The 21,591-nt window shown below is 63.6% G+C and carries 22 protein-coding genes; 9 read left to right on the top strand and 13 right to left on the bottom strand.

The features are described from left to right. Positions 1–44 precede the first annotated feature (44 nt). The 4 genes from AB7Z56_RS28735 to AB7Z56_RS28720 all read left to right on the top strand — a co-directional run bounded on the left by AB7Z56_RS28735 (position 45) and on the right by AB7Z56_RS28720 (position 4,672). Positions 45–1,742: a GMC family oxidoreductase gene (locus AB7Z56_RS28735; RefSeq protein WP_063984192.1), complete on the top strand. Its 1,698-nt coding sequence runs from the start codon at positions 45–47 to the stop codon at positions 1,740–1,742. 602 nt (positions 1,743–2,344) lie between these two features. Next, the gene (locus AB7Z56_RS28730) at positions 2,345–3,337 is read left to right on the top strand and encodes an NAD(P)-dependent oxidoreductase (protein ID WP_441256658.1); all 993 of its coding nucleotides are present in this window, start codon (positions 2,345–2,347) and stop codon (positions 3,335–3,337) included. Positions 3,338–3,353: 16 nt separating this feature from the next. Beyond that, positions 3,354–4,136 carry a class II aldolase/adducin family protein gene (locus AB7Z56_RS28725; RefSeq protein ID WP_354177009.1) on the top strand — a complete coding sequence of 261 codons (783 nt, stop codon included), beginning with the start codon at positions 3,354–3,356 and terminating at the stop codon, positions 4,134–4,136. A 134-nt stretch (positions 4,137–4,270) separates the two neighbouring features. Next, positions 4,271–4,672, top strand: coding sequence for a VOC family protein (locus AB7Z56_RS28720; protein ID WP_354177008.1), 402 nt, complete (start codon positions 4,271–4,273; stop codon positions 4,670–4,672). A 25-nt stretch (positions 4,673–4,697) separates the two neighbouring features. On the opposite strand, the gene AB7Z56_RS28715 is transcribed toward AB7Z56_RS28720, so the two are convergent. From AB7Z56_RS28715 to AB7Z56_RS28685, 7 genes are all read right to left on the bottom strand, one after another. Continuing rightward, positions 4,698–5,612 (bottom strand): LysR family transcriptional regulator, encoded by a 915-nt coding sequence (locus AB7Z56_RS28715; RefSeq protein WP_354177006.1) that lies wholly within the window; start codon positions 5,610–5,612, stop codon positions 4,698–4,700. Between the two features lie 465 nt (positions 5,613–6,077). Then, the gene (locus AB7Z56_RS28710; protein WP_247315002.1) at positions 6,078–6,590 is read right to left on the bottom strand and encodes an Lrp/AsnC family transcriptional regulator; all 513 of its coding nucleotides are present in this window, start codon (positions 6,588–6,590) and stop codon (positions 6,078–6,080) included. A gap of 45 nt (positions 6,591–6,635) precedes the next feature. After that, positions 6,636–6,788 (bottom strand): hypothetical protein, encoded by a 153-nt coding sequence (locus AB7Z56_RS28705; RefSeq protein WP_155795282.1) that lies wholly within the window; start codon positions 6,786–6,788, stop codon positions 6,636–6,638. Between the two features lie 213 nt (positions 6,789–7,001). Further along, positions 7,002–7,328: a hypothetical protein gene (locus AB7Z56_RS28700; protein WP_441256657.1), complete on the bottom strand. Its 327-nt coding sequence runs from the start codon at positions 7,326–7,328 to the stop codon at positions 7,002–7,004. A 9-nt stretch (positions 7,329–7,337) separates the two neighbouring features. Next, entirely contained in the window at positions 7,338–8,153 is an 816-nt protein-coding gene (locus AB7Z56_RS28695; RefSeq protein WP_441256656.1) for a MetQ/NlpA family ABC transporter substrate-binding protein, read from the bottom strand. A 45-nt stretch (positions 8,154–8,198) separates the two neighbouring features. After that, on the bottom strand, positions 8,199–9,542 hold the full coding sequence (locus AB7Z56_RS28690) for an LLM class flavin-dependent oxidoreductase (RefSeq protein WP_441256655.1): 1,344 nt from the start codon (positions 9,540–9,542) through the stop codon (positions 8,199–8,201). A gap of 36 nt (positions 9,543–9,578) precedes the next feature. Then, positions 9,579–10,415, bottom strand: a complete 837-nt coding sequence (locus tag AB7Z56_RS28685; RefSeq protein ID WP_441256654.1) for a class I SAM-dependent methyltransferase — start codon at positions 10,413–10,415, stop codon at positions 9,579–9,581. Positions 10,416–10,788: 373 nt separating this feature from the next. On the opposite strand from AB7Z56_RS28685, the gene AB7Z56_RS28680 reads away from it, so the two are divergent. The 5 genes from AB7Z56_RS28680 to AB7Z56_RS28660 all read left to right on the top strand — a co-directional run bounded on the left by AB7Z56_RS28680 (position 10,789) and on the right by AB7Z56_RS28660 (position 16,246). Continuing rightward, a complete protein-coding gene (locus AB7Z56_RS28680) occupies positions 10,789–12,228 on the top strand; it encodes an FAD-dependent oxidoreductase (RefSeq protein WP_441256653.1) in 1,440 nt (479 codons plus the stop codon). 297 nt (positions 12,229–12,525) lie between these two features. Then, the gene (locus AB7Z56_RS28675; RefSeq protein WP_441256652.1) at positions 12,526–13,452 is read left to right on the top strand and encodes a TauD/TfdA dioxygenase family protein; all 927 of its coding nucleotides are present in this window, start codon (positions 12,526–12,528) and stop codon (positions 13,450–13,452) included. 22 nt (positions 13,453–13,474) lie between these two features. Continuing rightward, complete coding sequence (locus AB7Z56_RS28670) at positions 13,475–14,533, top strand: ABC transporter substrate-binding protein (RefSeq protein WP_441256651.1); 1,059 nt, start codon at positions 13,475–13,477, stop codon at positions 14,531–14,533. Continuing rightward, positions 14,530–15,387: an ABC transporter ATP-binding protein gene (locus AB7Z56_RS28665; protein ID WP_441256650.1), complete on the top strand. Its 858-nt coding sequence runs from the start codon at positions 14,530–14,532 to the stop codon at positions 15,385–15,387. Before AB7Z56_RS28670 ends, AB7Z56_RS28665 begins: the two co-directional genes overlap by 4 nt. Then, positions 15,380–16,246, top strand: coding sequence for an ABC transporter permease (locus AB7Z56_RS28660; RefSeq protein WP_441256649.1), 867 nt, complete (start codon positions 15,380–15,382; stop codon positions 16,244–16,246). Before AB7Z56_RS28665 ends, AB7Z56_RS28660 begins: the two co-directional genes overlap by 8 nt. Here the strand turns inward: AB7Z56_RS28660 and epsC are convergent. From epsC to AB7Z56_RS28630, 6 genes are read right to left on the bottom strand one after another with little or no spacing between them, the layout of a single operon-like run. Next, a complete protein-coding gene (gene epsC / locus AB7Z56_RS28655) occupies positions 16,243–17,160 on the bottom strand; it encodes a serine O-acetyltransferase EpsC (RefSeq protein WP_166352076.1) in 918 nt (305 codons plus the stop codon). The two genes, AB7Z56_RS28660 and epsC, sit on opposite strands and share 4 nt — an antisense overlap. Continuing rightward, positions 17,150–17,722, bottom strand: a complete 573-nt coding sequence (locus AB7Z56_RS28650; RefSeq protein WP_441256648.1) for a flavin reductase family protein — start codon at positions 17,720–17,722, stop codon at positions 17,150–17,152. The genes epsC and AB7Z56_RS28650 overlap by 11 nt, the downstream gene beginning before the upstream one ends. 44 nt (positions 17,723–17,766) lie before the next feature. Continuing rightward, positions 17,767–18,999: an acyl-CoA dehydrogenase family protein gene (locus AB7Z56_RS28645; protein WP_441256647.1), complete on the bottom strand. Its 1,233-nt coding sequence runs from the start codon at positions 18,997–18,999 to the stop codon at positions 17,767–17,769. Between the two features lie 15 nt (positions 19,000–19,014). Continuing rightward, positions 19,015–20,019, bottom strand: a complete 1,005-nt coding sequence (locus AB7Z56_RS28640; protein WP_441256646.1) for an NrtA/SsuA/CpmA family ABC transporter substrate-binding protein — start codon at positions 20,017–20,019, stop codon at positions 19,015–19,017. Between the two features lie 17 nt (positions 20,020–20,036). Then, on the bottom strand, positions 20,037–20,765 hold the full coding sequence (locus AB7Z56_RS28635; protein WP_441256645.1) for an ABC transporter ATP-binding protein: 729 nt from the start codon (positions 20,763–20,765) through the stop codon (positions 20,037–20,039). Next, positions 20,762–21,487: an ABC transporter permease subunit gene (locus AB7Z56_RS28630; RefSeq protein WP_441256849.1), complete on the bottom strand. Its 726-nt coding sequence runs from the start codon at positions 21,485–21,487 to the stop codon at positions 20,762–20,764. Before AB7Z56_RS28630 ends, AB7Z56_RS28635 begins: the two co-directional genes overlap by 4 nt. Positions 21,488–21,591: the final 104 nt, after the last annotated feature.

The following is a 21,591-nucleotide window of genomic DNA, read 5'->3' as shown; positions in this document are numbered from 1 at the left end:
ATTCGTGGCCGCGCCGATCCATCGAATTGCGCGATGAGACGGGAATGGATGGGCTGCATTTCGACGACGTGATCGTCGGCGGCGGGTCGGCGGGCTGCGTGCTCGCCAATCGGCTTTCCGCAGACGGAAGCCGTCGCGTGCTTCTGATCGAAGCCGGGATGGACACGCCGCCCGAGGCGACGCCGCCGGAAATACTCGACAGCTATCCGATGACGCTGTTCTTCGGCGACAAATACATCTGGCCGGGCCTGTCAGCGGCCGCCGGCCGCAATGCCGAGGGCAAGCCGGTCGTCCGCGCCTACGAGCAGGGCCGGGTGATGGGCGGTGGCTCCAGCATCAACGTGCAATCGGCCAATCGCGGCCTGCCGCGCGACTATGACGAGTGGCGCGATCTCGGTGCCCGGGGCTGGGGCTGGGCGGATGTGTTGCCGTACTTCCTCAAGCTCGAGACTGATCTGGATTTCGACGGCCCGCTGCATGGCAAGCACGGCCCGATCCCGATCCGCCGCATCGCGCGCGAGGCGATGCCGCCGTTTGGCCACGCCGTCGGCGAAGCGTTGTCGGCGACCGGCCTGCCGTTCCGAAAGGACCAGAATGGCGAGTTCGAGGACGGCATCTTTCCGCCGGCCTTCTCCAATCGCAATGACCGGCGCGTCTCGACCGCAACCGGATATCTCGACGCAGCAACGCGCGCGCGGCCGAACCTGATCATTTGGGCGGACAGCGAGGTCGAACAACTCCAGCTCGATGGCCGCCGCGCGACGGGCGTCGTGGTCGCGCGGGGCGGGCAGAAGCTCGCCGTCGCCGCCGGCCGCGTGATCCTGACCGCAGGCGCGCTGCAATCGCCGGCGATCCTGATGCGGGCGGGCATCGGCCCGGGTGCGGCGCTGCAAGCGCTCGGCATTCCCGTGGCGATCGATCTGCCCGGCGTCGGCAGCAATCTGCGCGATCATCCCGCGCTGACCTTCTGTCAATATTTGCCGCGGCGGTTGCGGTTGCCGCTTGCCCGGCGGCGTCCCAATTTCGCGGCGATGCGCTTCTCGTCGGGACATCAGGGCTGCGATGCTTCCGACATGTACATCACGGCCTCGGCCCGTGGCGGCTGGCACGCGCTGGGCACGCGGCTCGGGCTCTACTTCCTCTGGTGCAACCGGCCGTATTCGAGCGGCTCGCTCACCTTGGCGACGCCCGATCCCAGAACCTATCCGGTCGTGGATCTCAACCTCTTGTCCGACGATCGCGATCTCGAGCGGATGGTTGCGTCGGTCCGGCTGCTCGCGAAGCTTATCGTTCATTCCGCGCTCAACCCCGAGGCGGCCGATTTCTTCCCGGCCTCCTATTCCCCGCGCATCAAGCGGCTGAGCCGGTATGGCACGGCCAACCGAATCGTCGCCTCCATCCTCGGCCCGATGCTCGACGTGCCCGCGGGCCTCAGGCAGCTCTTGATCCGCCTTGTGCTGCTCAACGGCACGGCCTTCCAGGCGACGCTGGCGGACGACCGCGCGCTGGAAGCCTTCGTGCGACAGAGCGTGTTCGGCGTCTGGCACCCCGTGGGGACATGCCGCATGGGCGATCCATCCGACCCGAAAGCGGTGGTCGCCCCGGAAGGGCTGGTGATCGGCAGCGACAATATCTTCGTGGCGGATGCTTCGATCATGCCGCGGCTGCCGACGGCCAATACCAACATTCCCGTGATCATGGCGGCCGAGAAGATCAGTGATGCCCTGCTGTCGCGAAATTAAGCTTTGTGCTGCGCCAGCGCGGAAACGCCCTCCTGCGTGAGGTATTCGAGTTCCACGAGGTCACTCCGTTGGATTCGACTCCTGAACAGGAAGCGCCGCGACGACCGACTGCGGCATCGAGCGGTTCACGTTAGACCGGGCTCGATCGTCTTCGCTGCTATTAGCCGAAAGTGGCCCGTGATGGATTGGAGCGAGGGTTAGATTGCTTCAATCAGTTAAAGGGCGGCGTGTGCATGACGTATGCACCGGGAGATCGAGAAAAAAATTTGCGCAGGCCAACGTGAGCAGGCGTTTTTGAAGCAGGCGGATTGGTCGCGGAAAGCGCAGCTTCTTTGCACTCACGCAGCTAACTGCGACCTATTCGATCAATGACGCGACGTCCTGGGATGAGACCAACTGGCTCTTAATCAGCGGGGCTCGGGTTCGAGCCTTTGCCGCGTCGGGCGCGAGCCCCCGTAGAGGCGCCAGGGCTCCAGAGACAAATCCTTTTGTCTTGCCGAAGCGCGTCGTCCTCTTGTTGCAAGACACCCGTCATCTTTGAAAGGACTATCTTGCCGCAAACGCCTAGCATATCCGGATCGTTGCCATCGTGACTGCGTGACATGAACACTCCCCGAATTGAAAGCCAGCGCGCCTCCACCAGCGTGCGATCGCCGATTATCGTCAATCAGCTTGGCCCGGACATTCGTGCGGCGCTGGTCGATCACTGGTCGCGCCCGCTGATCATCGATCATCCCGCCGATCGCGCGCCCTGGGAGGTTGCTCCCGAAGCGGACGTGCTGCTGACGCGGCCGCTAGTGGGCTGGCACAAGGCGCCTGCGGAGAAGCCGGCCGGCCGGCCGTTCGGCCTGCACTGGATCCAGACCGCATCGACGGGAGTCGATTTCTTTCCGGCATGGCTGCTCGACGGTCCGGTGGTCACGGTCGGCCGCGGCATCTCGGCTGATCCGATCGCGGAATATGTCCTTGCGGCGATTCTCGGCTTCGAGAAGCGTATCCATGACATCCGGCCGCGCAATCGCGAGCAGTGGAAGATCAGCCCGCTGGGCTCGCTCACCGGCAAGACGATCGGGATTGCCGGCTTCGGCGCGATCGGCCGCGCAGTCGCCGAACGGGCCAAGCCGTTCGGTGTCAACATCAGGGTTCTCAGGCGCTCGGCGTGGCCATATGTCCTTCCAGGCATCCAGCCGGTTGATAGCATCGAGGAACTGGTCGCGGTCTCCGATCATCTCGTCCTTGCTCTGCCGGCGACGACCAAGACCGCGCGTCTGATCAACGCCGATGTGCTGGCGCGGGCCAAGACGTCGCTGCACCTAATCAATGTCGCGCGAGGGCGGATCGTCGATCAGGGTGCGCTGTTGCAGGCGCTCGACGAGGGGCGGATTGCCGGCGCGACGCTCGACGTCACCGATCCCGAGCCGCCGCCGGAGGGCGACCCGATCTATCGCCATCCCAAGGTCGTCCTGACCCCACATGTGTCATGGACGGGTGGCGAGGATGCCAAGCGGCTGGCCGACAAGACGCTGGTCAACCTCGACGCCTACGCCCATGGCGTGGCGCTGGCCGACGTCTTCGACAAGAATCTCGAATACTAAAAAAGGAAAGGCAATAATGAACAAGGTCGTCGAGAAGCCCAAGAAGTACTCCCTGGTCGAGCGCACGCCGGCCGCGACGTTCGAGGAAGAGCGGCTGCACCGCAAACAGCGGCTTGCCGCAACATTCCGCCTGTTCTCGCGCTACGGCTTCGATCAGGGGCTCGCTGGCCATGTCACCGTGCGCGATCCGGAGTTCCCCGAGCGGTTCTGGATCAATCCGCTGTCCAAGCATTTCAGTCAGATCAAGGTCTCCGACCTTCAACTCGTCGACCATGACGGCAACATCCTGATCGGCGACAAGCCGATCAACCAGGCCGGCTTTGTCATTCATTCGGCGATCCATGCGGCGCATCCGGAAGTGATCGCGGCCGCCCATACCCATTCGACGTATGGCAAGGCCTGGTCGGCGCTCGGCCGCCTGCTCGATCCGCTGACGCAGGATTCCTGCGCCTTCTACGAGGATCACGTGCTGTTCGATCCGTTCTCCGGCGTCGTGCTGGAGGCGGAAGAGGGCCGCAAGATCGCGCAGGCGCTGGGATCGAAGAAGGCGGCCATCTTGCAGAACCACGGCCTGCTCACGGTCGGACCGACCATCGAGGCTGCCGCCTGGTGGTACATCGCCATGGACAATGCTGCGCGCGCCCAGCTGCTTGCGGAAGCCGCCGGAACGCCAAAGCCGATCCCGCACGAGATCGCCAGCCGGACCTCGCGGCAGGTCGGAACGCACAAGGGCGGCTATTTCAGCTTCCAGCCGTTGTGGGACTGGATCACCGAGGCGGAACCGGATCTATTCAATTAGGGATCGAGGCTTCCGAGCCGAGCCGATGACCCGGCTCGCCGAATTGCGCCATGCTCTAACATCGTGAGATATAGCGGCAGGCGGCTTGTCACGCTTGTGCAGGCAGCCGCAGCAACGGTGAGGAGCAGGGCGACATGGTCAATGGTCTGCCAAGCGAAGTTGAAGTCATCACATTGTTCGTCGATGACATTGCGTCGTCGAAAGCGTTTTATGCCAAGGTTTTCGCGTCCGAGACGGTCTGGGAAGATGCGGTCTCATCCGTGCTTCGATTTGGTGGGCTCTTGGTCAATCTTCTCGACGCGTCTCAGGCACCGCCGCTTGTCGAGCCGTTGCGTGTCGCGCAGTCCTCCGCAGGGGCGCGCGCACTCCTGACGATCAGGGTCGTCGACGTCGATCAGGTCTGCTCAGCCATGCGGGAGATTGGCGTCGATCTGCTCAATGGCCCGATCGACCGTCCGTGGGGGCGACGAACTGCGTCCTTTTCCGACCCCTCAGGCCATGTCTGGGAGATCGCGCAGCTGATTGAGCGGAAATAGCAGCCGGCTGCCGGCCCGCCGATCGCTACAGCGTCCCGCAGACGCGATTGACCAGTTCGATGAACCAGCGCAACGCCGGATCGGCCATGGCGCGGCGCGTGTGGAGAAGGTCGATGGTGAATGGCTCCACATCGTAGGGAATCGGAACGACAGACACGCCGGCGGCTGTCGCGAAGCGGCGCGCGACGCGCTCGGCCATGGTTGCCACGAGATCGGTGCCGGCGACGGCAAACGGCACCGCGACGACATGGGCGAGCGTGATCGCGGTCCGGCGCTTGCGTCCGTGCCGGCTCAGCATCGTGTCGATTGCGCCGGGAAGCCCGTCGCCGCCGGCGGAGGAGAACAGCACATGCGGAAGCCGCGTGTAATCGTCCTTGGTGAGACGGGCTTTCAGTTTGGCGCGTTTGGCGTCGCGAATGCAGACGAATCTCTCCGCGAAAAGCGTGGATCGGATGATGCGCGGGGAAGCGGGAAGATGGCCACCTATCAGCGCGTCTACATCGCCGTGTTCCAGGCCCGCGACACTCGCGGCCGGATCAATGATGGGGCGCACCACGAGATCGATACCAGGCGCCTCCCGTCGCAACGCCTCGACCAGTCGCGGCACCACGACGAGGTCGCCATAGTCGGTCGCCGCAATAGACAGGCGATGGCGGGCTGTTGCCGGATTGAAGGCTGATGTGGGTTCGAGCACGCCCCGGATCTGCCCCAGAGCGTCGCTGATCGGCCGCGCCAGCGCCAGCGCCTTGGCCGTCGGCTGCATGCCGGAGGCCGAGCGCACGAAGAGCTCATCGCCAAACAGCGCACGCAGCCGCGTCAGCGTGCTGCTCATGGACGGTTGCGCCAGGCCGATGCGCTGGCCGGCGCGGGTCACATGGCGTTCCTCCATCAGCGCCTCGAAGGCGACCAGGAGGTTGAGGTCGACGGAAGCCAAATTCATTTGAACGATGATAGATATAGTAATAATCGATTTCAAGAATGATGCGGGGTGTGCGCCCGATCTAGGCTTGCCCGTGACCGAACAGCGCAACGATTGCCGCTTCATTCGCGCGTCAACCCGAGTTCGGCGTCGAAACGGTCCTCTCAGGCGCATTATGTCGCGTGGCGCATCACCAAATTGAAAAGACATTCTGCAGAAAGCCGGGGGCTGGTGTGCACCGGGAGATCAAGAAAAATCCCATCAAGGCCACTGTGAGCAGACATTGAAAAGTGGACTAAGCGCTCTTCGAGCAAGCCGCGCGATGTCTGAGAGCAGCGGGATATGTGGCGTGGCGACAGGCGATGGCAACTGTCCGTTGGTAGGCTCACCAAAAAACTCTAGTCTAAGGGGGGAGCGTCAGTCGGGATGCTTTGGTGCGCTATCGGTAAACTCGTCGCGTGACATAGGCTCGCGGTTCGTCAGCATTTATTCCACCGTCACAGCCGCTGGAATCGGCAGCGCCGTGATCGACTTGATCTTCTCCATCGCAAAGCGTGAGGTGACGTTCTTCAGCGGCACGGCGTGGATGAGCTTCTTGTAGAACACGTCGTAGCTCTGCATGTCGGGGATCACGACGCGCAGCATGTAGTCGACGTCGCCGGCCATCCGGTAGAATTCCATCACTTCGGGCATGGCGCTGACGGCCTCGGCGAAGCGTTTCAGCCAGGCATCCGAGTGGTCGGAGCTTTCGACGGAGACGAATACCGAAAGACCAAGCCCGATCTTGTTCTGGTCGACTAGTGCAACCCGTCTCAGGATCACGCTGTCCGCTTCCAACCTCTGAATGCGCTTCCAGCAGGGCGTGGACGACAGGCCGACCCGGTCGCCGATTTCGGCCACCGAGAGCGAAGCATCCTCCTGAAGCACCGTCAGGATCTTGCGGTCGATGGCGTCGAGGCGGCGGCCAGTCTCGGCGAGCTGCAACGCAGCGTCGGTCATGTCATAAACCTCAGTGTGATGAAAAGTTGGACGCGTTGCCGGGCGTCAGCCGTGGGGCCCGAACAGGAAGATCTCGTAGAGATCGTCCTGCGTGTTGTCCGAGCCGCCTGTCCGTGGCCGCAGCGAGCGCCGGAACCATCCACGTGCCTGTTCGATCAAACGAGCGAAGCCTGAATGCAGCGAGATGACGTAGCTCATGTTCACTCCGGACGACGGTGTAGGACGAGAACCCGGAAAAGCTATCACGGCAGGGGTGGAATTGAACATTGCTACACACTCGTCGGAATCAGTTTGGTTGAATCATGCTGGCGTCGTCGCGAGCGCGGCTGGAAAATTCCACGATGCTCGGCTGAGATGGATGATTTTGATGTCCATCGCCGCGTCGAAAGCATGGAAGGCATAGTCTTGCCGCTAGTCGGCCGTCAGTAGCGCAAGCACTTCAGCCTGCCGGAGCCGCGGCAGGGAACCGAGGTTCGATGGCCTGCGACAGGACTCCGATGCGGGATAGAGCATGGGCATACCCATGCCCCCCGACACGAGATACGGCAAAGCGTGGTTTGCTCGTCCGTTCAAATGAGCTCCTGTCATGATGCCCAGTGCGAACAGGAAGATGATCAGCAAGACCAGCGGGAGGACGAAAGCCTCCTGGAAACGAAGCTTATCGGTCATCGCTCGCGCGTCGATCGCGCGCTCGGCGGCGGAGCGGCGGCTGGCCCATTCAAGCGTGAAATCGAACATGCGCTTCGCTCACTTCATGTAGTCAGGCAAAGTGAAGCCGTCATAGAACCGGTCGGCCTGGAGTGCCGTCTTGAACGTCGGCGACTTGTAACCGGCGATGATGTCCTGGGCCCATTCGGCACTGGCGTTGGCCCTCTTCACCGCGAGCACGTTGATGTAGGGTGTCGTCATCTTCTCCAGCGCGAAGGCGTTGGTCAGCTTCAGCCCGCTGAAGATCGCGAAATTGCCCTGCACGGCGGCGAAATCGACGTCGTCGAGCGCCCGTGGCGCCTGTGCGGCCTCGAGCGGCACGATCTTGATGCCGCCGGGATTTTTGATGACGTCGAGCTCGGTGACGTCGACCGGTTTGCTGTCGCGGATCTCGATCAGGCCGAGATCGCGCAACACCCACAGGGCGCGCTGGAGATTGACCGGATCGTTCGGCACGGCGACACTCGAGCCCGGCTTGATCGACGTGCCCAGCGGATGCTTCTTCGAATAGAGGCCCATCGGCGGGGTGGGGACGTGGACGATGCCGACGAGATCGGTCTTCTGTCGCTCGTTGTAGGAATCGAGAAAGATCGTGTGTTGCATCACATTGGCGTCGATCTCGGATTTGAATACCGCATTGTTGGCTTCAAGGCCGGTCGAGAACTCGACATAGCGGATCTTGTAGCCTTTCTTCTTCAGCTCTGGCTCGACGCCGACCTTGAACTCGTCGATATACGGCCCCGGCACGAAGCCGACCCGGAGCTCCGGCTTCGCGGGCTGCTGTGCCAAGGCGTCTTCGGCGGCGAAAGGGGAAAGAGCCAAAAGGCCGGAGAGGAGAAACAACGCTGTCTTCATGTCTTCTTACTGGTCTCGAGTTGGGATGTCAGTGCGGAAGCGGTGTCAGGCGATCGCCTTGACCGCGTTGGAGTAGATGCTGGCGGGACGCGCCAGGCCGTAATGCTCGCGGAGCGTCGTACCGGTGTAGTCCTCGCGGAACAGGCCGCGCTTGCGCAGGATCGGGACGACCTGCTCGGCGAAGACGTCGAAGCCGCCGGGCAGCCAGGGTGGCATCACGTTGAATCCGTCCGCCGCACCGCCCTCGAACCAGGTCTGGATGTTGTCGGCGATCTTTTCCGGCGTGCCCGCAATCACCCAATGGCCGCGCGCGCCGGCGAGGCGCTGCACCAGCTGGCGGATGGTCGGCTTCTCGCGGTCGACGATGTCGACCACCAGCTTGAAGCGGCTGGCAACGCCGCGCGCGCTCGCGGTGTCGATGAGATGGCGCGGGACGGGGCCGTCGAGATCATATCCGGTGAGATCGACGCCGATCATTTGGCGCAGCTGGGTCAGGGAATATTCCGGTTGGATCAGCGCGTTGAATTCGTCCTGGAGCCGGTCCGCCTCGGCCTGCGTGCTGCCGATGAAAGGGCTAATGCCCGGCAGGATCTTGATCTCGTCCGGACCGCGGTCGAAGGCGCGGGCCTGGCGCTTGATGTCGGTATAGAACGCCTTCGCCGAGTCCACGGTTTGATGCGCGGTAAAGATCGCCTCCGCAAAGTGGGCGGCGAAGGCACGGCCGTCGTCGGAGGCGCCGGCCTGGACATAGACCGGCCGGCCTTGCGGCACGCGCGAAATGTTGAGCGGGCCGCGCACGCGAAAGTGTTTGCCGACATGGTCGAGCGTGTGGATCTTGTTGGTATCGGCAAAAATGCCCGAGATGGGGTCGTTGACGAGCGCGTCATCCTCCCAGCTGTCCCAGAGCCGCGAGATCACGTCGAGATATTCGCGGGCGCGCTCGTAGCGTTCGTGATGCGGGGGGTGTTCGGGCAGGCCAAAGTTCTGCGCTGCTTGTGGCGCACTGGTCGTCACGATATTCCAGCCGGCGCGACCCTGGCTCAGATGGTCGAGCGAGGCGAACAGGCGCGCAAGGTTGTAAGGCTCGGTATAAGTGGTCGACGCGGTTGCGATGAGGCCGATGCGCTTCGTCACTGCGGCAATCGCAGCCAGCCAGGTGATCGGCTCGAAGCGAAAGCGCTGGGCGTAACGGACATTGTCCGCCAGCGCCGGTCCGTCGGCAAAGAAGATGGCGTCGAACTTGCTGGCTTCGGCGCGCTGCGCGAGCTCTTGATAGTGGGTGATGTCGAGAATGCGATCTGGTTCAGATCCCTTGTAGCGCCACGCGGCTTCGTGGTGGCCGCCGGGATAGATGAAGAGGTTGAGAACAAGCTGCCGTTGATTGCCCATGGTTCGAATGTCCAGATGCGAGAAGAGGCGGAGCGGCTACGAGACGGAAGTGACGGTGTGTGACCCCGGCTTTCGCGCGAAGGCGAAACGCAGATATCGCTCCAGGCGAAGGCCCTCCGGGGTACGCCTCGCCTCGACTAGCGCTGCAAAGGCCGCGTCGATCGCTGCCCGCTCCGCCGGCGAAAAGCCGCCAAGGAAGTTGCCGAAGGCGCTGGCCTCGGACCATCCCAGCACCGACGTCACGTCGCCGTGCAGATCGACGAGCGAGCGCAGGTCGCTTCGGTAATCGACGAACCCGACCTCGGCGAACAGGGCTCTGAGCTCGTCGTCGGTTGCTCCGAGCACGCGATGCGACTCGCTGCTTCTCTCGCCGAAGCCGGCCTGTTCGATCGCCTGGCGGAGCAGGGTTCGCGACTCGTGAGGTTTGGTCGGATCCTGAACGTTCAGCCCGATCCGGCCGCCCGGCCTGAGGACGCGTTCGATCTCACGCAGCGTCTGCCGCTTGTCCGCGATCCAGTGGAAGACGCTGTTGAGGTAGACGGCGTCGAATTCCGCGGGTCCAAAGCGCGAAAGGTCCTCGGCACGGCCGACATCGAAGGTCAGCGTCCCCGAGGCGCGCAGACGCGCGATGGCGACCCGGTTCTCCAACGGGTCGATGCCGATCACGCGCCCGGTCGGGCCGACAAGTCCCGCGACGAATTCGGTCAGGCGGCCGGTGCCGGCACCGATATCGAGCACGCGATCCCCGGACTTCAAAGCCAGCGGTCCGATGAGAAATTTGCCATGGTGAAACTGGAGGATGCCGGCCTGCTCGTAGGTCCGTGCAAGCTCGGGCGTGTCCCGTTCGAGGCTGATGACGCCGTGGGTCGACATCGCGCTGTCCAAAATCTCCAACAGCCGTCGAGACGGCTTGATCGGGACGAACTCTATGTTGCCGGGGTAAGAAAAGTCGATGAAATGGATTTGCGTTGTTCGGTGCGACGCGAGCATGAATCTAGCGGCGGGAACGAATTAAGTAGATGATGTCACGAACCGATCGTTTCAACTGAAAGCCGACGTGCGAGCGAATGTCCCGTCGCCCTTCCTGGCTTGCTCCGCGCTGTCGACGCAAATCTTTCAACACGCTGTGCCCTCGCGGTGGGTTCGTTGTTCGGGCCGCCAAACAAAGCCGATTCCATTTCATTGACTGAGTGTCGTTGGCTTCTACGATTTGGTCGCATCTGACGCAGACAAATCCGGGTGCAACATGTTTCAGTCTAATGTCGATGACGCGGCTCGAGAAACCCTGCGTCTGATTGGTCCAGATCCGCAGAACTGGGTTCCGGATCGTCACGGGAGCGACCACAACGTCGCCATCATCGGGGGCGGGCAATCCGGAAGCGCTTTCGCCTTTGCATTGCGTCGTGCCGGCATCGGCAAGGTCACGGTGATCGATGCATCACATGACGCGGCGTCGTCCGGTCCATGGCTGAGCAGCGCGCGCATGCACAAGCTGCGCACGCCGAAGAGCTTGCCCGGACCCGAGCTCGGCCTACCCGGACTGAGCTTCCAGTCCTGGTATGAGGCCCGCCACGGCGCGGCCGCGTATGAAGCGATCGATCGCATTGCTCGCGTGGATTGGGCCGCCTACCTCGATTGGTACCGCAAGACTCTTGGTATTGAGGTGCGCTACCGGGCGAAGCTTCTCCGCATCGAGCCGGCGGAGGATCATTTGCGGCTTCATCTCGACGTCGCCGGTGAGGCAAGGATCGAGACCGCCCGCAAGATTATCCTGGCCGGCGGTTTCCCAAGCAACGGCGGTCCGTCCGTCCCCGACGTGCTCTCCCGCAATCTGTCAAAGGAGCTTTACGCGCATACGTTGGAGCCGATCGATTTCGACAGGCTCCGCGACAAGTCGGTCGCGGTGCTGGGCAGTGCGGCCTCCGCGTTCGATGCCGCGGCAGTTGCGCTCGAAGCAGGGGCGAGGGAGGTGCATCTCTTTGCACGCCGCGGCAGGGTGGCCTCGGAGCCGGTGATCAGGACGCGTGGATATCCGGGCGCATACGACAATTACGGGGCGCTCCCGGACGCGGTGCGCTGGCATCAGGCCATTCGCTTCCGTCGCGCGGGATCGACGCCGCCGCCCGATGCAATCGCGCGTGCGGTCAAGTTCCCCAACTTCCACCTTCATCTGGCAGCGCCGTGGACGTCAGCCAAGCCGTTCGGACGGCGGCTGCTCGCGACCACGCCGCAGGGCGACATCGCATTCGATTTCGTCATCGCCGGTACGGGCTACCAGGTCGATCTGGCGAAGCGGCCTGAGCTCGCCGCCTTCTCCGACGAGATCTTGCTATGGCGCGACCGCTATTCTCCGACCGCGGACGAGCAGGACGAGGCCCTGGGCGCACACCCTTATCTCGGTGCGGGCCATGAATTCCTGGAGAAGGAGCCCGGCCGCGCGCCCTACTTGCGGAACATCCACGTGTTCAACCCCGCGGCATTCGTCAGCTTCGGCCTGCCGATTGGGGACGTGCCGAGCTTCAAGCGCGATATTCCGGGCGTCGTGGCGCGGATCAGCAGGGATCTGTTCCTTGACGACCTTCCGGCGCACGAGGCGCGGATCAACGGGCCGATCGCCGACGACTTCGAGCCGGCCCTTTACGCGTCGGCCGTCTGGCGGTCGCCGAATATCGTCGCGGCAGAATAGAGCAGAGTGCAAGTAGCAACTGGACACGCCATGATCGTGGATGCGCCTGTTTCTTAACGGCCTCGAACTTTGGAAGCTATTTCCGAAGTCCTTGAGTTAGCATCCTGTGACTGAACAAGGGGCTGCATCGATGCAGCCCCTGGGGAAGATCCCGCCAGACGCGATTGTCGTCAGAGCAGACGGCGGTCTCGCAAGAGGATCGATCGCAACATCACTGCCTTTCACTCCGCCATCGCAGCAGCGATCGGCGAACGGCGGAGCCTTGTCAAAATGGATCGCGGTCTCGGGGAAGATTACATGACAGACGGAATCAACATCGACAACGTCATTCCGCGTTCGGATATCGTCAAGCGATCGGCCCGTATCGGCGCCGAAATCAGGAACATCAAGCTTTCGGGCGATCTTCCGGATCGGACGATTGCGGCGATCAACCAGGTGCTGCTCGAGCACAAAGTCATCTTCTTCCGTGACCAGAATCATCTCGACGATGCCGAGCAGGAGCGTTTTGCCCATCGGCTCGGCAAGCTGGTGCCACATCCCACGGTCGGCGCCACCAAGGGAACGGCCTCGATCCTCGAACTTGACTCCGCGCGCGGAGGCGGGCGCGCCGACCAGTGGCACACCGACGTCACATTCGTCGACGCTTATCCGAAGATCTCAGTCTTGCGAGGCGTCGTGATCCCCGAGTTCGGCGGCGACACGATCTGGTCGAACACGGCGGCGTCCTATCTGGATCTGCCGGCTCCGCTGCGCAAGCTCGCGGACGAGCTGTGGGCGGTGCACAGCAATGCCTACGACTATGCAGTCAAGACCCGTGCGAGCGAGGCTGACCGGAAGCAATTCGAGGAGGTCTTCACGGCGACCGTCTACGAGACCGAGCATCCCGTCGTTCGCGTCCATCCCGAAACCGGGGAACGGACGCTGGTGCTCGGCAATTTCGTCCAGCGCTTTGTCGGCCTTTCGAAATACGACAGCCAGAAACTGTTCGACCTGTTCCAGTCGCACATCACCGCACCCGAGAACACCGTGCGCTGGAGCTGGCGGCAAGGTGACGTGGTGATCTGGGACAATCGCGCGACCCAGCACTACGCGGTCAACGATTACGGCGACCAGCACCGCGTGGTCCGGCGTGCCACCATCGATGGCGAGGTGCCGGTCAGCATCGACGGCCGCAGCAGCGTGACCCGCGTCAAGGCGGCGAAGCCGCAGGCGAAGGCCGCCTGAAGCGAGCAATGGAGTGAACACAATGAAGATCGCTATCTCTGCGTTGCGTCGTCTGGTTGCCGGCCTGCGGGCAAGAGGGCGGCAACTCGGTCTGGCCGGCCTCGGCCTGGCGGCTCTCGCCAGCAGTGCCATGGCCGAGGCGCAGCTCGAAAAGACCGAGATTCGTTACCAGGGCTGGGCCGGGCAGGTGACGTTCATCGAACTGGCCGACGATCTCGGCTATCTCGCGCCGCTCAAGCTCAAATGGGTCGGCAACACCATCAGCGGTCCGCAGGACATCCAGACCGTCGTCACCGGCGACATCGATATCGGCGGCGCGTTCTATGGCGCGATCATCAAGCTGATCGCAGCCAGGGCGCCGATCAAGGCTGTTGTCGGCTATTATGGCTCGGACGACAACACCTACAACGGCTACTACGTGAAGGAGGACAGTCCGATCAAGACCGCGCGCGACCTGATCGGCAAGAAGGTCGCGGTGAACACGCTGGGGGCGCATCTCGAATTCGTGCTGCGCGAGTATCTGGCCCGCAATGGCCTGACGCCGGCGGAGGCGAAGCAAGTGACGCTGGTTGCGATCCCGCCGGTCACCGGTGAGCAGGCGCTGCGGCAGGGGCAGGTCGAGGTCAGCACGCTGAACGGCGTGCTGCGCGACAAGGCGCTGGAGCGCGGCGGCATCCGCAGGCTGTTCTCGGACTCTGACATCTTCGGAAACTTCACTGGCGGCTCCTATGTCTTGCGAGACAAGTTCATCAAGGACAACCCCAACTCCTCCCGCAAGCTGATCGAGGGCGTGTCCCGTGCCATCGCCTGGGCGCAGACGACGCCGCCCGAGGAGGTCCGCGCCCGCTTCGAACGCATCATCGCCGAGCGCAAGCGCAACGAGGACGCAACACCCATCAAATACTGGAAGAGCACGGGTGTCGCGACCAGGGGAGGGGTGATCGGCGATGCTGAGCTCCAGGTGTGGATCGATTGGCTGGTCAAGGACGGTCTGTTGAAGCAGGACCAGCTCAAGCCATCGGACATCTATACCAACGAGTTCAACCATTTCCGCCCCGGCAAGACCGCGGAGGCCAAATGACCATGGCCAAGATCCGCTTCGAGCACGCCCGCAAGGAGTTCCTGGTCCGCGGCAAGGATGGCGGGCCGGCGCAGAGCTTCACCGCGCTCGATGATATCACGCTGGATGTTCGTGCCGGCGAATTCCTGGCGCTGGTCGGGCCGAGCGGCTGCGGCAAGTCGACCTTGCTGGATCTGCTCGGCGGACTGACGGCGCCGAGCAGCGGACGCATCCTGCTCGATGGCAAGGTCATCGAGGGCCCGGCGCGCGACCGCGGCATCGTGTTCCAGCAATATGCGCTGTTTCCCTGGCGCACAGCCGCTCAGAACGTCGAGTTCGGGCTCGACATCGCGGGTCTCAAAGCCGGGGAGCGGCGCGAGCGGGCTCTGCATTATCTCGATCTGGTCGGACTGTCCGGCTTTGCCGACCGCTATCCGCACGAACTCTCCGGCGGAATGAAGCAACGCGTCGCGATCGCGCGAAGCCTTGCCTACGATCCGGAGGTGCTGCTGATGGACGAGCCCTTTGCCGCGCTCGACGCACAGACGCGTGAGACGCTGCAAGGCGAGCTGCTGCGGATCTGGCGCAGGACCGGGAAAACCATCCTGTTCATCACGCACGGCATCGACGAGGCCGTCGTGCTCGGCCAGCGCGTGGCCGTGATGACCTCGCGCCCCGGCCGGATCAAGCAGATTGTCGATATTCCCGCCGAGCTGCACAGCGAGACCGAGGACGTCCGCTCGCTGCCCGAGTTCGGGCAGGTCAGGCACGAGGTGTGGTCCTTGCTGCGCGACGAAGTGTTGAAGGCGCAGGGCTCCCAGGTGCCCGCGCCGGACGGCGAGCGCGCAGGAAAGAAGGAGTTGGCTCATGTCTAATCTGGAGATCCTGACGCTGCTGGAACTCGCCGAGGGGAGTCCGAAGGATCGGGTCAGACCACGCGCCGGCGCGGTTGCCGCCGCGACGGGCAACCTGGTGCGATGGTTCGGCATCATCGGGCAACGATCCCTGCTGCTGCTGGTGTTCCTGGCTGTCTGGGAGACGGCGCCGCGCCTCGGGTTGATCGACGTGACGTTCCTGCCGCCGTTCTCCGAGGTGATAGCCGCTGGCTGGCAGCTCGCGCAGAGCGGTGAACTCTATGACGACGTCGGTGCAAGCCTGCTTCGAGCCCTGAGCGGCTTCCTGATCGCCATTGTCCTGTTCGTGCCGTTGGGTGTGTTGACGGGATGGTACGCCCGGCTGGGCGACTTCCTGAACCAGATCATCGAGATCGCCCGTAACACGGCGCCGCTGGCTCTGCTGCCGGTGTTTATCCTGCTCCTCGGGATCGGAGAGCTCTCGAAGGTCACCATGGTGGTTTATAGCTGCGCCTGGCCGCTGCTGCTCAATACGATCGCGGCCGTACGCCAGGTCGATCCGCTGCTGGTCAAGTCAGCGCGGACGATGGGCGCGACACCGAGCCAGTTGTTCCGGAAGGTGATCCTGCCGGCATCATTGCCGACAATCTTCGTCGGCATCCGTCTGGCGAGCGCATCCGCGATGCTGGTCCTGGTGGCGTCAGAAATGGTCGGCGCGAAATCCGGGCTCGGCTATCTCATCATCAACAGCCAATACAGCTTCCTGATCCCACAGATGTATTTTGGCATCCTGGGCATTACCGTGATCGGCCTCGTCTTCAACGCGATCCTCGAGACGCTGGAACGCCGCCTGATGCGCTGGCAGGCGCCGGCCGTCTAGCCCTGCTTGTTGCGGGCGGTGGCCTGCGTCACGATGCTGTTCGGCGGCACGTCCTGGGTGACCCAGACGTTGCCGCCGATCGTCGCGCCCCGGCCGATCGTGATCCGCCCGAGGATGGTTGCGCCGGCATAAATCACGACGTCGTCCTCGACGATCGGATGCCGTGCATCGCCCTTGATCAAATGGCCATCGTCGTCGGTTGGAAAATGGCGCGCGCCGAGCGTCACGGCCTGATAGATCCGGACATTGTCGCCGATGATTGCGGTCTCCCCGATGACCACACCGGTCCCGTGATCAATGAAGAAGCCGGATCCGATGCTGGCGCCGGGGTGAATGTCGATCCCGGTTCTCGTATGAGCGATCTCCGCGACAAGTCGGGCGATCAAGCGCGCATTGAGTCCATCAAGGATATGTGCCAGCCGGTGATGGATGATCGCCGTCATGCCCGGATAGCCGATCAGGATCTCCGGAAAATTCCTGGCTGCGGGATCGCCGACGAAGGCGGCTCTCAGATCGGAGATCAGGAGTCCACGCACCACCGGCAGGCGCTCGCCGAACTGCCGCGTCAGCTCGACCGCGTCCTCGCGCCGGTAGCCCGGGATCAGCTCGTCACCGACGAATCGCGCGCCGCGGTGGATCTGGTCGCAAAGGCCGTCGAGGGCGATGCTCAGGCGATTGCCGACGAAATAGTCGATATTCTCGCCGTCGAGGTCGAACTGACCGTAATGCCTCGGAAACAGCGCCTCGGTGAGGCCATCCAGAATGGCCTGAAGCGCCTCGCGCGAGGGAGCGCGTCGCGCCTCTCCGTCGCGCCTTATGCTGTGTGTTTCTTCGCGCGAGAGGCGAAGCTCGGCGACAATCCTGTCAAGCTGCCAGCGCCCGCCGCTGGGCGATTCCGGCGGGTTATCTGACATGGGCCAACGGAATGCTGATCTCGGCGAGGAGGTCGAGGTCGAAGTCATGGGTGATCCTGATGTACTGGCCGTTCCAGTACACCAGGCCCGACAGTTCGCGGGACAGCTCGAAGCTCAACAGGCTGCCGATGATGATGCCATGTGAGTGCCGTTCGATGATTTCCTCGACCTTGCATTCGATGGTTGCGAGGGTGTCGCCAAGCAGCGGCACGCCGGCCGTCCCCGCGGACCATCGGATCCCGTCGAAGCGCTCGTGGCCCTTCAAGCTGCCGTCGCTGAAGCGCCCGGCGAGGGCCTGCTGATCCGATCCCAGAATGTTGACGCCGAATACGCTGTAACGCGCGATTCGAGCAAAGGACGAGGCCTGCCGGTTGACGCTGACTAGTAGCCGGGGCGGACTGGCGCTGAGCGATGTCAGGGACGTCACCGTCATGCCGGCGATGTCCTCGTCGCGGCCGGCCGTGATGATGGTGACGCCGCCTGCCAGGCGTCGCATCACGGCTCGGAACTGATGCTCGACCTCGTCATCGCCGCTGACCAGATGAATGTCGGACTTTCCCATCTGTCGCTCCTCGCATCGGACGCCGTGGATCGGCCTGCTCTCTCTCAGAAAAAGCCCTTCGCGGGCAATGGCGTGCCGTTGATCTCGAATTCTCCGATTGAGCGCGCCTTGTAGGTGGTCGGATTGTGCGACGAGAGCGTCCGTGCATTGCGCCAGTGACGGTCGAAGTTGGTGACTTTCTTGGTCGCCGATGCGCCGCCGACATCGAAGAGCAGGCTGCCACCTCGGATGGCGAAATCATCGGCGATGATCTTGGCCTTTGCCGAGAGCAGCGCGGCGGTGTGCGCCGCCTCTATAGCGTTCGCCGCGTCGGCGTCGAACGCATCGGTTGCAATGTCGAGCGCCTCGGCGGCCGCCAGCACCACCGTCTCGGCCGCAAAAGCGCCGCTGGCGATCTGGCCGACCGTCTGTTGCAGGAGCGGATCGTCGGTCGGGATCTCGGTGGGCGCGTAGTAAAACGAGCGCTTGCGCGAGCGGACCAGGGCTGTCGCATCGCGCAGCGTCGCGCGTGCGATGCCGGCAACGACCGCCGTCAGGAAGAGCTGTGCAAACGTGTTGGAATAGGGCACGCCATAACCGCTGTCCGGCGTATCGAACACCACTTCCTCGCGCCTGACCTTGACGCTGCGGAAGTGCGTCGTGCCGGTCGCGGTAAGTCGCTGCCCGAGCCCGTCCCAGTCATCGACCAGCTCGATGCCCTCGCGCTTGATCGACACGATCGTGGCGCCCGTCGCACCGGACGGATCGGCCGCGCGCACCAGCACATAATCCGAGTACAACGTGCCTGTGCTGTAGTATTTGGTGCCGTTCAGCAGATAATCGCCGTTCCCGTCGGGCGTGAACGTCGTCCCGGGCGTGACATTGCCGACGCGCGGGCTTTCGAGCTCGGTCGTCGCAAGTCCGATGATGGCGCCCTCGGCGACCGCCTTCTGCCATTGTCGGCTCTGCTCGTCCTTGGGTGTACGCACCAGGCGCTCGACCACGCTGAAATGGTTGCGCAGGATGTGCGCGACATTGGCGTCGGTCTCGCCAAGCCGGATCACGAAGGCGAAGAGATCGCGGATCGTGCTGCCAGCACCGCCGGCGGTTACCGGAAGTCGTAGTGCGCCCAAGCGTGCCCGCCGGATGAGATCGATGACCTCGAAGGGCAGGACGCGGTCGCGTTCGCGGTCGCTGGCCCCCTCGGCGATCTGGTTGAGCAGAGCCTCCAGCTCCGGCGAGCCGGTCTTGAGCGGTTCGGGTGTGCCGAGGGAGGGGGCGGACACGGTCTTGTTCATAGTGTTGGCCTGTTATTAGAGCTGGGCGAGATGGTCGGTCACCTTGACCGGCTCGGGTAGAACCTTGCGGGCCGCGAGCCAGTCGGCTGCCCTTTGCAGCTCGCCCACGAACTGCTCGTCGTTGACCGCGAAGTAGCGATACTTGCGGTTCATCGCGATGAACTGGTCGCGGACCTGATCGCTGTATTTCCCCGCCTTCTGGGCGATGTACTCGGCATCCCTGCTGTTCTCCGAAATCCACTTGCCTTCGGCGCGGAAGGCGTCGTTCACCGCGCGGACGAGGGCGGGATTGTCGGTCGCGAATTTGCGGGTGGTCAGATAGGACGTGTAGTCGATCTGGAATTCGAGATCGCGCCCCTCAAGGAAGATGTCGTGCGCCTTGTATTCGAGCCGGGCGATGTCGACGCCAGGGCTCCACATCGACCAGGCGTCGACCTTGCCGGAGGCGAGCGCCGGCGCCGCATCAGGAGGATTGAGATAGACGAACTTCACCGCGGAGCGGTCGACCTTGTGTTTCTCGAGCGCCGCGACCAGCAGGAACTCGCCGAGGCCTGAGCGATTGACCGCGACCGACTTGCCGACGAGGTCTTCGACCTTGTCGATGCCGGAGCCGTCCTTGGCGATGATCGCTGTGGTGCGGGGCTCGTAGACCACGAACTGGGTGAACACCAGCGGCGAGCCGGCGATGATAGCGGCGAGCGCAGGCGTGGTGCTGCCGCCAAAGCTGAAATCTGCGCTGCCGCCCGTCACCGCCTGCAAGGTCGGCGCATGATTCGGGAAGGGGCCGAGCCACTCGACCTTGATGCCATCCCTGGCCAGCACCTTCTCGAACTCGCCGCGCTCCTTGGCGATCAGATTGAGGCCGCTCAGGCCCCAGGTCAGACGGACCGTGTCGGTAGTACGGCCAGGCGCGGCCTGGGCGAATTCGCTGATATTCATGCCGGCGAGCGCGCCAATGCCAAAAGCTGCGGAGCCGAGGAAGCTGCGCCGGGATGGTTTGGCAGATGAAGAGTCGGACATGTTGGCCTTCCGGATGACTAGCTGGGAGAATGGGGGACCACGCCAAGCTCGCCGAGGAGCTCGGCGCGCGAGATGGGTGTCGAGCCGTCACGCACGGCGCGATGGTCGAAGGCGATCGCGCCGTTGCGCATCACGAGGATCCGATCGGCAAGCGCGATGGCTTCGTCGACATCGTGGGTGACGAGCAGGACGCCGGGCTGATGATTGGCCACCAGCTCGCGGACCAGTTCGTGCATGCGGATACGGGTGAGCGCATCGAGCGCGGCAAACGGCTCGTCGAGCAGCAGAAGCTCGGGCTGCTGCACCAGCGCGCGGGCGAGGGCAACGCGCTGGGCTTGCCCACCGGACAGATTGCGGGGCCAGTCGTCGAGCCTGTCGCCGAGGCCGACCTCGGTGAGCGCTTCCGCGGCGCGTTCGCGAGGATCCGGAACCTGCAAGCCGAGCGCCACATTGCGCCAGAGATTGTCCCACGGCAGCAGCCGATGCTCCTGAAACACCACGGCCGGCCGGCGGGGCGCCGCGATACGGCCACCTTGGATGGGATCCAACCCGGCCAACGCCCGCAACAATGTTGTCTTGCCGCAGCCACTTTCGCCGAGCAAGGCGACGAATTCGCCACGATCGATGCGCAGGTTCAGCTTCTCGATCACGACGCGGCTGCCGTAGCTGCGGACGAGGTTGCGGACAACGACGGCCGGTCCGGATTCGAACGGCGCGGAGGGCTGCGGAGCGACGTGCAAATTCATCGCGCCGCTCCGTAGTTCGGATGCCAGGCGAGCAGGCGACGTTCGAGAAAGCGGGCAATGCCGTCGGCCGCGACGCCGATCAGCGCGTAGATTACGATAGTCAGGACGATGACGTCGGTGCGCAGGAATTCGCGTGCGTCCATGGCGAGGAAGCCGATCCCCGATTGGGCACCGATGGTTTCAGCCACCACCAGCGCGAGCCACGCCGTGGCAAGAGCGTAACGAACACCGGTCAGGATCGACGGCAGCGCGCCTGGAAGGATGATTCTGCGGATCAGTTGGAGCGAGCTTAGGCCCTGGACCCGTCCCAACTCGAGCAGCTTCGGATCGACCTGGCGGATGCCGAGCACGGTGTTGATGTAGATCGGGAACGTGACGCCAAGTGCGACAAGGAAGATCTTTTCCGCTTCGCCGACGCCCAGCCAGACGATGACGAGGGGGAGCGCGGCGAGGAAGGGGATGGCCCTGATCATCTGCACGCTGCGGTCGATCGCGGCTTCCGCTACCCGCGAGAAGCCGACAAGAACGCCCAGCGTGGCGCCAACAGCGGCACCGATCGCAAAGCCGGCTGCGGCACGCAGGAGGCTGACGCCGAGGTCGTTCAATAGGCTCCCGGTGGTCGCAAGCTTGAACGCTGTCCGGATGACCTTGCTCGGCGCGGGCAGAACCTGTGGCGAAAGCCATCCCGCCTGTGCAAGCGCCTCCCAGACAATCACGAGCATCGCGGGCGCGATCCAGGACAGGAGCTGAAGGCCGCGAGCACCAAGCTTGCTTGCTCGCGCCGGCGATTGAACGCTGCCCTGCGTTGACGGCGCGTTAGCCGCGC

It is taken from the genome of Bradyrhizobium sp. 482_C4_N1_8 (assembly GCF_052075965.1).
Classification (GTDB): Bacteria; Pseudomonadota; Alphaproteobacteria; order Rhizobiales; family Xanthobacteraceae; genus Bradyrhizobium; species Bradyrhizobium barranii.
The sequence above is the reverse complement of the archived record's forward strand: the minus strand, read 5'-3'. Positions and strand labels throughout refer to the sequence as shown.